Genomic DNA, 10968 nt, shown 5'->3' with positions numbered 1-10968 from the left:
GCGACCCCCGGCGTGACAGGCCGGTATTCTAACCGACTGAACTACCGCTCCGCGCCAAGCAATACAGCATTTTCAATTGGGTATGCTGCGTTGCGGCGGGAATAATACGGATTCACCGAAAGGCCGTCAACCTCTTTTTTGGTGCATTTGGCTAAAGCTTAATCATCCGGTAGCGAAAGGTCTAAAATATCATCATTCCCGCTGTTTTTTTGAGCTTTCCCAGCCTGTTCTGCCGTTTTTCCACCGACATCCGTTGCTGCAGCCTGCGCCGCTTTTTGTGCTTTTTTGTGTTTGAGCAGGGCAACAGGATTTAATTTAGCCAATAACATGCCAAAAGATGATTTTGCATTGTCATTGACGAGCAGCAGAATTGCACCACCACCAAATACCAGGATGGCCAGATTTAACAATATCACCGAAAAAATCGGAAAAGGTTTTGTTTCTTCAGCTGCAGTGTCAGTGTTTGCAACCAAAGCTGCAGTTTTGGCCACATCAGCTGCAATATTCGTTTCAGTGGCCGAACTAGCCCCTGCGCCAGCTTCCCCGCCCGCGACCACAGCACCATCTTGCACCGCCTTAGCTTTGACGGCGGCTACTGTGGCATCATCCACCTCTGGCACTTCGAGTTTTGGCCCTGTGGCAGCAAAAGTCACTTCAGGGAGCGTCATGACAAAATCACGCCCGGTGCTGGTTTTGCCGAACATGGTATGCTCAATGCGGTAGGTGCCAAAACCTGCATTCACAATAGCCAGAGTGCGGCTGTTGCCTTCCTGCTCCCCTAGCGTAAAACTCTGTACTTCTTCACTGGGAAAACGGATCCGGCCCTGCAATGACACTTTATCGCCGACAGCCGGGCCTGGCAGTATGCTGTAGGTCAGCACATGTTTGTCTTGTTCTGTCGCGCCTTCATTGACTTCAGTGGCCAGCGGCGTGCGATGCACCAGAATAGGATCCTGGATCAACTCGCGGGTATAAAGTGGGGTTTTCACAATATATTTGGGGATCCACTCACCGGCCGGAAAATCCAGTTTAAATTCACCGGTAAAAATGGCGTCTCTGGGCTTTTCGTCGAAGTTTTTCCCGTCATCTTTAAAGGAAGTAAATTCAATCACTGTCTGTAAATGATTGTCATACTCCGGCTTCTGGGTACTGATCAGCAGCACATCCAGCTCAAGAATATCACGAAAATCCCGTGCATTAATGGGTTTGCCGCCATTGGTCAGCCGGGCTGTGACTTTGAGTGTCTCCCCGACCATCAAATCTGTTGGCAGTTTATCTACCTCCAAATCAATATCGGTTAACACCATAATGCGGCTTTCCGGCAGGATCTGCCCTATCGCCTGCCAAGGTCCAGGGGTTGGATTGCTGATTTTAATCAGATCATAGGTTTTGTCATCATGCCAAACCACTTGTTGTTCTTTGGCATTGCGCCAGTAAATTTTACTGCCGTCCGGTTTTACCAGCACCACTGAAGGTGTGCCTCTTTTGCGAAAGAACACCAAAGTGATTTCTTTGACTTCAAAATCTATGCGGAATCTGTTGTTTAACAGTGGAATTTGATTACTGGCGGAAATATCGGGCAATTCCACCAAACCGGACCTTTCTGGTTCAGGCTCTGCTTCGGTTGTTTGGGTGGTGGTTTGTGTGGCTGTGGTAGCCTGGCCCGATACATTTTCAGTAGCGCTTTGTGCAAATGCAAACTGACCACAACTGAACAGTATGAAACAGCTTAAAATTAACTTCGCCACAGGCAACTCCCACCTTTTTTCTGCACCAGATCCAGACGTTTTTCATGGGCTTCAAGCTCTGATGCAGAAGCACTTACAATACGCAAAGCACCACGACGGATAAGGCCCTGCACCTGTTGTTGCTGTTGTTCAGCATTGTCCTGATGTGACGCCAGATTTAAGCTGACCTGACCGCCAGTCATCGCCAGATACACATCGGCCAGAATTTCGGCGTCAAGTAAGGCGCCGTGGAAAGTCCGGTGGCTGTTATTTACATCATAACGGCGGCACAGCGCATCCAGGTTGTTCTTTTGCCCCGGATGTAAATCGCGCGCCATGGCCAAAGTGTCCAGCACAGTACAGATGCTGTGTACCGGCGGCAAAGGTGGATTCAGCAGATTAAATTCGTGGTTAATAAAACCGACGTCGAAGGCTGCGTTGTGAATAACCAGCTCAGCGCCCTGGATATACTGAAAAAACTGCTGGGCAATGTCGCGAAAACGTGGTTTGTCGGCAACAAACTCGTTGGTAATACCGTGAATGTTAATAACTTCCTGATCCATAAAGCGGTCAGGGTTTAAATACATATGAAAGTTATTGCCGGTTAGTCTGCGGTTAAACATCTCAACACAACCGATTTCCACAATACGGTGCCCGTCCTGCGGGTTAATGCCTGTGGTTTCGGTGTCGAGAATTATCTGTCGTTTTGCCATCTTCGATTCGTTTTTTAGCGCTTTTGCGTTAGATTATACGCCGTTTAAGCACCTGGGAAGCGTTGATGCGTAAAACTGTGGCAATCTTTACTGATGGATCTTGTCTGGGCAATCCAGGCCCTGGTGGTTATGGCGTGGTACTGAAATATCAACAACATGTAAAAGAGCTGTCCGGTGGTTTTATCCAGACCACCAACAACAGAATGGAGTTGATGGCCGCTATTGTTGGCCTGGAGAGTTTAAAAGAGCCGTGCCATGTGGTGCTGACCACCGACAGCCAGTATGTACGTTTGGGTATTACCCAGTGGCTGAAAAACTGGAAACGCAATAACTGGCGCACCAGCCAAAAAGAACCGGTAAAAAACAAAGATTTATGGCAACGGCTGGACGCCGCCGGCCTGAAGCATCAGGTGGAATGGCATTGGGTCAAAGGCCACGCCGGTCATCCGGAAAACGAACGTTGTGATGAATTGGCCCGTGTGGCGGCCAATAGTAAAAATCAGGTTGAGGATAGCGGTTTTCAAGCCAGCTAACAGCAAAGTTTCAATGGAAAAACCAGCGCGACCTGCGCTGGTTTTTGTTTGTTGCCTGAAGAGCGTTTTACGCTGCTTTCACTGTATTTGCTGCAGCTCAGGCGTTACTGCAGATCACGGGCTGTTGTGCCTTGCTGATGACAACAACGCACAACATCCAATGAGTGCCCTCTTGCACAGGCGGCAAACAGAGCCCCCTCGGCCTGATGCAATAACCGCAGCAAAAGCGGATTCAGACTGCGCGGGCTTTTTCTGCTTCTGTTTTTAAACCCATCACTTTTTTCATAAAAATAGCGGCCGGACAAAAACCGGTAAAAGCACTTTGCAATAAATTGGCACCAACAAAAACGGTCAGCCAGACAAAGTTTGCATGCACTGTGTAGGTCAGGACCAGACTTAACAACACCATAAAACCGGCAAAAGCCAGAATTGCTCTTTCTACTGTCATACGCACCTCAGTTTAGATTTATCTAATATAAAGTTTCTAAAAAGACCCGCAAATTGCGGGTTTGTTTCACTAAAGCACGGTTATATTTCACCGGGCCTTGTCGCTACTTACTACAAAAAATGCCGCCACAATAAACTGGTACCCAGGCCAAGCAATAACAACGCAAAAATACGCCTAAGTAACGACTGCGGCAGCTTTTGATGCAGCGCCAGCGCCAACATACTGCCCAAAGCACCCAGCCCACCCAGCATACCAATCAGTGTTAAATCAAGCTGTTGCCCCTGCAATGCCAGTTGCTGGTAATGCCCGACAAAACCGACACTGCTTTGCAACAACACCAGCGCCAAACTGGTGGCGATAGCGGCTGACATACTTAAACTGGTGACAGCCAGTAATAACGGTACTATCAAAAAACCACCGCCGACGCCGACAAAACCTGTCAGACAACCCAACAAAAAGCCAACCAACACAATTTGCCAGCTACGTTTGAGCGGCCATTGCCAGATCTGTTGTTGCCACATATTCAGCGCGCTCAGACTCATCAACAGCGCCAGCAATAATAATTGCCACTGGGCTGCGACAAAATGACTGGCCCAGCTACCAACCCAGGCGCCCAACATACCGGGCAGCGCCAGTTTAAATAACAAAACCCATTGCAGATGCCGGCGGTATAAATAAGGTATCAGCGCCACCAGGCTGATTAAAGCCACTACACCAAGTGCCGAGGCTATGGCAATTTTTTCAGGCAGTTTCAGCAGATAGAGCAATACCGGCACTGTCATAATGGAGCCGCCCGAGCCAAACAGGCCAAGGCATAAACCAATAAGTAACGCCGCCAGCAAAGTCAGGATCAGCTCCATCATAGCCCTTATTCAATAATGGAATATGGTAATAACTAAAGGAGATATTAATCCTTGTGCTGTGAAGGTGCAAGCCACAACCATAAAGAAGCGCGCGCCTTGTTCAGCAACATCCTGCTGCGCCGTCCGCCCTGCTTTACGACAAAAAGACAGCCAATAAAAAAGCAGAGCCATCAGACTCTGCTTTTTTATTGTTAAAGGCACTCAGCACCACCGGCGTCATCCGGCGAGAGCGCGCCAAAGGCTGTTATTTTGTCAGCATTTTTTCCACTGCCACCAGAAAATCCGGATCCAGCGGGCTGACTTTACTGCCAAAATGCTGCACCGTTTGTTCGTCTTTGCTCACCAGATATTTGTTAAAGTTCCAGGACGGTTTTTCCCCGGTTTTGGCAATTAAAGCTTTAAAGATCGGGTTGGCGTCATTACCGCGCACTGCACTGGTGGAGAACATCGGAAACTTCACACCATAGTTGATATAACAAACTTCAGCCGTTTTGTTTTCGTCGTCATGCTCCTGCATAAAGTCATCAGACGGAAAACCAAGCACGACCAGACCTTTATCGGCATACTTTTCTGACAGCGCCTGTAACTCTTTGAATTGCGGAGTAAAACCACATTTACTGGCGGTATTCACAATCAGCAGGGTTTTGTCTTTAAACTGCTCGCATAAATCGACCGTTTCTTTGCTGCGCAATTGCTGCATCGAATGACTCAGAATGTCACCACATTGACTGGCCTGCGCCAGCGCACTTTGACCCAGCAATAAAACACCCACACCTAAAATCCAAGTTCGCTTCATAATTCTCTCCTGTTCAAGTTCAGCTGATACGTGACCTGGTGCTGAACAGATCTGCCAAGCTGTCGTCAGATTGTGCACAAAAGCAGCAAGCTCACACTATCTGCTGCTGATTTCGCCGACAGAATTACCCATAACTGCGATAACAGGCAATAACTTAGCAGACAAATAAATAAAATTAATGGTGACGATAAGAATAAATTGCTTTAGTGGTGAAAAATTTAACGCTAAAACACTGGGCGCAACAAGAAAAAAACCATGGAAGTAAGAACAATGGCAGAGATGATGTCTGGGGACTATGACGCTGTCGATATCGCAGCTGAATTGAAACTAAGTAAAACAAGCGGCAAAGAAAGCAAGAATAAACATAAGCTTGAAGCAAGACGTAAAATTGACGATTTGCTGGAGCAAAAAAGACTGCGCCGTCTGCTGGATCTGGATGACGAAGAAGAGTTAAGCCTGGAGTACTAATCCGCAACTCCGGTGTACACTCAGCATAAGGGGCCTTTACCGGCCCCTTTTTTTATCGCTGACAACGGTTGTTTCAGCTGAGGTTTTATCACTAAGCCTCTTGTTGCGGTCTTACTGCTGTTATGGCAAAGCGGCTTCAAAACTTAAGGTAAACCCTTCCCGCACTTTATCAGCAAGCTCAGAAGCTGCCTCGGCCTGATAAGAAGCTTCCAGCAAATAACGACCAGCCACAGGTGCGCTAAACACAAATTTGCCGGAGCTGTCGGTGGTATGGTGCTTGCGCTCAGGCTCATTACGGTACAACTCACCTTCGCGCGATAAATCAAGTTCCACCCCTGCTGCAGGTTTGCCATCCATTAGCAAAGTGACAGTCACTTCTTCACCGGCCACTATGTCGGCCGGATGACGGTCAAACTTAAATTCCAGCCCTTTGTTCTGAAGTTTTAGCACTGCCTCTGACGGTTTGTTCACTGTGACAAAAGCCAGCGCTCTGCTGTTGCCTTGGGTTGTCACTACTTTTTCTGCGCCCTGAGGTAACTTTGCCGCACGCTCTTTTTTATTGGCCATCAGCCGCTTGCGCTCACCCTTTAATTCATAACTGGTGAAATAACGGCTGCCGTTACCAAGCTCCAGCCGGTAAGTGCCCTCAGTGGCCAGCTCCACCTCAGCCTGAGATTTACGTTTACCCTGATAAACCGCTGCAGGCTTTACTTTACGGCCATCGGGCAACCACACATAAAAAGCGTCGAGGCCAATGCCTTTGTCGGCCTGAAAAGTCATATTGGAAGCCGACACATCCACACTGATAAAACTGCCGGTTTTAGATTGCACATAATGTGAAGGCACCACGGTCAGCGTATGAGCCGACAACTGCGATGCAAAGAGCAGCGCCGCCAGTCCGGTTAATTTTGCAATTGCCATCTTAGTTTGTTCCTTTAGTTAAGATAATTTCGCCAAGCTCAGTACCGGCTTTGACTTTGATTTCAAGTGCGCTTTCATCCCAGCGAAACGGCTGTTTCACCAGATTGCGGCCACCATGCTCACGCGCCGCTTCCAGCACCAGCAGATAGTCACCCTGCGTTACAGCTACGCCTGTGTCGTCTTTGCCATCCCAGATCAGCTGATAACGGCCCGGACCTTTGGTGGCACCGGTACGGGCATCGACCAGCGGCGGATCCGCACGGCCTGTTTTGCGCCAGAAACGGCGTAAATCTTTGATCCAATCCGGTTTTTCCCGCCAGATTTCAATCAAGCGCACCGGCTTTTCATTGGCATCTTCCACCCACACCGCCACATAAGGCCGGTGATAAGGGCCATGTTCCGGTTTGGGTAATTCCAGCTGAATATGCAAAGGGGCGGCAGCGCTGGCACTGCAGCTGAGCAGCAACAATGCAAGGGGGGCAAACTTCATCACCTGAGATCCTTTTTTTGTAGTTAAAAGCTGTGTTTTTGTGCTGCGTTTTTAAGCGCCGCTGTTTTGTGAATTCGGGTTATTTTGTTGGCTAATGCAGCGCCGCCAGATAAGCAATCAGCACAAATAAAACGCCAAAAAGTGCGGTATTAACGCCACTGTTGCGACGCGCAGGCTGGCGCCACAACAAATAAAAACCACTGATGCCAAACAGCAGGCAAGCCACTGCCGTAGCGTCTATCAGCCATTTCCAGCTGGCGCCGGCATAACGCCCTTTATGTAAATCGTTTAAAAGTGCCAGAGTACCGGCATATTCAGTACTCAGTTCCACCCGACCGCTTTCAAGCGCGACCAGCACAGCGCTGTAACCGGCTGGTCTTTTAAAATCCAGCTCCAGCAGCTGCTCGTCCGGTTCAAAGTTGAAGTTCAGCACCGCCCCCTGCACCTGATGTTCTGCCCTTAGCCACTGTGCAATTTGTTCTGCTTGCCTGGCCTGCTGCAGCTCATCGTCACTCCAGTGCAGCTGCATCAGCGCTTGGGGCAGCTGTAACTGCTGCTGCGCTGAACTGGCGCCCCACTTGTTTTGCCATTCCGGATGATTCAGCGTGATGCCGGTGGCGGCAAAAAATAACAACAACACCCCGACCAGCATGGAACTGTATATATGTAATAACCGAATGAATTTACTGAATTTTGCGCTTTGTGCGCCCATACCAACCGCAGACAAAAGCAACCCGCCCTGCTGTTTTACCGAATGCCGCAAATCTTACTGAGAGCTCTTCTCATTTGCAATAAGTAAAAAGCCATCAGGCCATTCTTTACCAGATCTTTACGTTGTGATGCCGGGCTGTTAGCGGCTAACATCAAGGCAGCAGCAATAAAAAGGAACCTCTGATGGATAAAAAAGCGGAACTTACGGCACTACAACATCAGCTGGCGTTATTACAACAAGCCATGGGGCGGCAACAACAGAGCGTGGTTATCGTCCTGGAGGGACCCGATGCCGCCGGCAAAGGTGGCATTATCCGCCGTATTGGCTGGTGCCTGGACCCACGCTGGCTTCATGTCTGGCCTATCAGCGCACCTGATGAAAGTGAGCGCCAGCAGCACTGGCTGCAACGCTTCTGGCAACGTTTACCCCAGCATGGCCATTGGGCCGTGTTTGACCGCTCCTGGTATGGCCGGGTGCTGGTGGAAAGAGTAGAAGGTTTTTGTGATGAGGCCGCCTGGCAACGCGCGTACCGGCAAATTAATGAATTTGAGCTGTGTCTGCAGCAAGAAGGCATTCGTATCATTAAGATTTGGCTGGATATTTCTGCGCAAGAGCAGCTGAGCCGTTTTCGCGCCCGTTTTGAAGAGCCGGCCAAAAGCTGGAAGCTGACCGCCGAAGATTTACGTAACAGAGCTCGCTGGCCGGATTATCAACAGGCCAAACAACAGATGCTGGATCTGACCAGTACAGCCCATGCGCCCTGGCATCTGATTGACGGCAACGACAAACAACAAGCCAGACTGGATTGTTTTAATTTATTACTGACCGAACTCAGACCAGGTATTGACCTGACGCTGCCGGAACAACCGGCGTTATTCCGTGATTTTTTTGCGGCTCATCCCAAGTAAAAAACAGCGCCTGAGGAGCCGGTTCTCAGGAGTGACTGGTGCTAAAAAGTGTCGGCGCTATTGAAGAAAGATCACCTGAGAACGGGTCATCTGAGAGCGGGTTATCGCCAATAAAAAAGGAGCTTAAAAGCTCCTTTTTTAGCGCAACAGGCCGGAATTATTGGGTTTGCGCCAAAGCTTCCAGCACTTCACGCGGCTCAACTTCAGGGCCGTTTAATGATTCGTCCCAGTTGGTACCAATTAAAACGCCGTCTTCGTACATTTCTTTGAGCCAACCTTCACAGAATACATCCAGCGCAATAGGCTCTGGTTTGTATTCAGACCACTCTTCACTGCAGTGCAGCTGTGCAGCGGCTTCGCTTGACCAGAACGGCATCACGTCGGTGTCTTCAAAATCAACAGATTCCACCACCAACAAATCTTCACCATGGGCCAGCACCCAAACCTGGCCCTGGGTACGAGCTTCGGCAATAAACTCTTGAAAAACAGGATCATTAGTGTACTCAGACATGGCGCTTTCCTTATAAATAGCTAAAAGAAGTTGCAAAGAAATTTGCAATAGATGTGCTATTAGACCAGAAAGTTAGCGCTGCTGGCGAATTTAATTGCAGCCGCTTTGCTGTCAGCTTTGGTTGGCGGAAAAAATAACGTACAATTTGGCCACTTTTCTCAGTTCAGGAAGAAAGCGTTATGGCGCAGTTTATTTATTCAATGTACCGGGTCTCCAAAGTAGTCCCGCCGAAAAGAACCATTTTAAAAGACATTTCTCTGTCGTTTTTCCCTGGCGCCAAAATTGGTGTGCTCGGTTTAAACGGCTCAGGTAAATCCACTTTGCTGCGCATTATGGCCGGTGTGGATAAAGAATTTGAAGGTGAAGCCAAACCGCTGGCCGGCACCAAAATTGGTTATCTGCCACAAGAGCCTGAGCTGGACATGAGCAAAACGGTGCGTGAAGTGGTGGAAGAAGCAGTGGCTGATGTCAAACACGCCCTGACCCGCCTGGACGCCGTCTATGCCGCTTATGCCGACGAAAACGCCGACTTTGACGCTTTGGCCCGCGAACAAGGTGAGCTGGAAGCCATTATTCAGGCCAAAGACGGCCACAATCTCGACAATATGTTAGAACGTGCCGCCGACGCACTGCGTCTGCCACCATGGGACGCCCGTATTGATGTGCTGTCGGGTGGTGAACGCCGCCGTGTTGCCATTTGCCGTTTATTGTTAGAAAAACCAGATATGCTGCTGCTGGACGAACCCACCAACCACTTAGACGCCGAGTCTGTGGCCTGGTTAGAACGTTTCCTGCACGACTACACCGGCACTGTGGTGGCCATCACGCACGACCGTTATTTCCTCGACAACGTGGCCGGCTGGATTTTAGAGCTGGACCGTGGTGAAGGTATTCCATGGGAAGGCAACTACTCTTCCTGGCTGGAGCAAAAAGAAGCCCGGCTGCAGATGGAAGAAAAAACCGAAAACGCCCGTCAGCGTTCGATTAAACAGGAACTGGAATGGGTGCGCACCAATCCAAAAGGCCGTCATGCCAAGTCGAAAGCGCGGATGGCACGTTTTGAGGAACTGCAAAGCCAGGAATTCCAGAAACGCAATGAAACCAATGAGCTGTTTATTCCGCCAGGACCACGTTTAGGCGACAAAGTGTTGGAAGTCAGCCATTTACGTAAATCTTATGGCGACCGCGTGCTGATTGACGATTTAAGTTTCAGCATTCCAAAAGGGGCCATTGTTGGCATTATCGGCGCCAACGGTGCCGGTAAATCTACTTTATTCCGCATGATCTCAGGCACTGAACAGCCGGACAGCGGCACTATCTCTTTGGGCGAAACAGTGAAGCTGGCCAGCGTGGACCAGTTCCGCGACAATATGAATCCAAAAAATACCGTCTGGCAGGAAATTTCCAACGGTCAGGACATGCTGCAAATTGGTAACTTCACCATTCCAAGCCGGGCTTATGTCGGTCGTTTTAACTTTAAAGGCAACGATCAGCAGAAGTTTATCGGTGAGTTATCCGGTGGTGAGCGTAACCGTGTGCACTTAGCGGCACTGCTCAAAGCCGGTGGCAATATGCTGTTACTCGACGAACCCACCAACGATTTGGACGTTGAAACGCTGCGTGCGCTGGAAAACGCTATCCTCGATTTCCCGGGCTGCGCCATGGTGATCTCGCACGACCGCTGGTTCCTCGACCGTATTGCTACCCATATTCTGGATTACCGCGACGAAGGCAAAATCAACTTCTTCGAAGGTAACTATTCAGACTACGAAGCCTGGGTGAAGGCGACTTACGGCGCAGCAGCTTTGGAGCCGCACCGTATTCGTTATAAAAAAATCTAAGCTGCGCCTGGTGGCTGGCTGAGAACGCTGCGGGTTC

13 protein-coding genes are annotated in these 10968 nt (G+C 49.5%); 4 read left to right on the top strand and 9 right to left on the bottom strand.

Going from position 1 to position 10968, the window contains the following annotated elements; all coding sequences use genetic code 11:
• Window positions 1–158: 158 nt before the first annotated feature.
• Entirely contained in the window at window positions 159–1748 is a 1590-nt protein-coding gene (locus tag V7P87_RS16070) for a TIGR03503 family protein (RefSeq protein WP_333798346.1), read from the bottom strand.
• On the bottom strand, window positions 1736–2440 hold the full coding sequence (gene dnaQ / locus V7P87_RS16065; RefSeq protein ID WP_333798345.1) for a DNA polymerase III subunit epsilon: 705 nt from the start codon (window positions 2438–2440) through the stop codon (window positions 1736–1738). The genes V7P87_RS16070 and dnaQ overlap by 13 nt, the downstream gene beginning before the upstream one ends.
• A 65-nt stretch (window positions 2441–2505) precedes the next feature.
• On the opposite strand from dnaQ, the gene rnhA reads away from it, so the two are divergent.
• Window positions 2506–2973 carry a ribonuclease HI gene (gene rnhA / locus V7P87_RS16060; protein WP_333798344.1) on the top strand — a complete coding sequence of 156 codons (468 nt, stop codon included), beginning with the start codon at window positions 2506–2508 and terminating at the stop codon, window positions 2971–2973.
• Between the two features lie 232 nt (window positions 2974–3205).
• On the opposite strand, the gene V7P87_RS16055 is transcribed toward rnhA, so the two are convergent.
• From V7P87_RS16055 to V7P87_RS16045, 3 genes are all read right to left on the bottom strand, one after another.
• Complete coding sequence (locus V7P87_RS16055; RefSeq protein WP_333798343.1) at window positions 3206–3421, bottom strand: YgaP family membrane protein; 216 nt, start codon at window positions 3419–3421, stop codon at window positions 3206–3208.
• A gap of 110 nt (window positions 3422–3531) precedes the next feature.
• Window positions 3532–4284, bottom strand: coding sequence for a sulfite exporter TauE/SafE family protein (locus V7P87_RS16050; protein WP_333798342.1), 753 nt, complete (start codon window positions 4282–4284; stop codon window positions 3532–3534).
• A 244-nt stretch (window positions 4285–4528) separates the two neighbouring features.
• Entirely contained in the window at window positions 4529–5080 is a 552-nt protein-coding gene (locus V7P87_RS16045) for a glutathione peroxidase (RefSeq protein ID WP_333798341.1), read from the bottom strand.
• 255 nt (window positions 5081–5335) lie between these two features.
• Between V7P87_RS16045 and V7P87_RS16040 the strand changes: the two genes are divergently transcribed.
• On the top strand, window positions 5336–5548 hold the full coding sequence (locus V7P87_RS16040; RefSeq protein ID WP_296299207.1) for a PA3496 family putative envelope integrity protein: 213 nt from the start codon (window positions 5336–5338) through the stop codon (window positions 5546–5548).
• Between the two features lie 120 nt (window positions 5549–5668).
• Here V7P87_RS16040 and V7P87_RS16035 read toward each other — a convergent pair whose 3' ends face one another.
• From V7P87_RS16035 to V7P87_RS16025, 3 genes are all read right to left on the bottom strand, one after another.
• The gene (locus V7P87_RS16035; RefSeq protein WP_333798340.1) at window positions 5669–6469 is read right to left on the bottom strand and encodes a DUF4198 domain-containing protein; all 801 of its coding nucleotides are present in this window, start codon (window positions 6467–6469) and stop codon (window positions 5669–5671) included.
• A 1-nt stretch (window position 6470) separates the two neighbouring features.
• Window positions 6471–6959: a DUF2271 domain-containing protein gene (locus tag V7P87_RS16030; protein WP_333798339.1), complete on the bottom strand. Its 489-nt coding sequence runs from the start codon at window positions 6957–6959 to the stop codon at window positions 6471–6473.
• A 91-nt stretch (window positions 6960–7050) separates the two neighbouring features.
• Window positions 7051–7692 (bottom strand): PepSY-associated TM helix domain-containing protein, encoded by a 642-nt coding sequence (locus V7P87_RS16025; RefSeq protein WP_333798338.1) that lies wholly within the window; start codon window positions 7690–7692, stop codon window positions 7051–7053.
• A gap of 161 nt (window positions 7693–7853) precedes the next feature.
• Between V7P87_RS16025 and V7P87_RS16020 the strand changes: the two genes are divergently transcribed.
• Window positions 7854–8579, top strand: coding sequence for a polyphosphate kinase 2 family protein (locus tag V7P87_RS16020; protein WP_296299211.1), 726 nt, complete (start codon window positions 7854–7856; stop codon window positions 8577–8579).
• 157 nt (window positions 8580–8736) lie between these two features.
• On the opposite strand, the gene V7P87_RS16015 is transcribed toward V7P87_RS16020, so the two are convergent.
• Window positions 8737–9090, bottom strand: coding sequence for a DUF2750 domain-containing protein (locus tag V7P87_RS16015; RefSeq protein WP_333798337.1), 354 nt, complete (start codon window positions 9088–9090; stop codon window positions 8737–8739).
• Window positions 9091–9269: 179 nt separating this feature from the next.
• Here V7P87_RS16015 and ettA point away from each other — a divergent pair, with 179 nt between their 5' ends.
• The gene (gene ettA, locus V7P87_RS16010; RefSeq protein WP_296299212.1) at window positions 9270–10931 is read left to right on the top strand and encodes an energy-dependent translational throttle protein EttA; all 1662 of its coding nucleotides are present in this window, start codon (window positions 9270–9272) and stop codon (window positions 10929–10931) included.
• Window positions 10932–10968 lie beyond the last annotated feature (37 nt).

The sequence above is a fragment of the Rheinheimera sp. genome (genome assembly GCF_036782235.1).
Classification (GTDB): Bacteria; Pseudomonadota; Gammaproteobacteria; order Enterobacterales; family Alteromonadaceae; genus Pararheinheimera.
The sequence above is the reverse complement of the archived record's forward strand: the minus strand, read 5'-3'. Positions and strand labels throughout refer to the sequence as shown.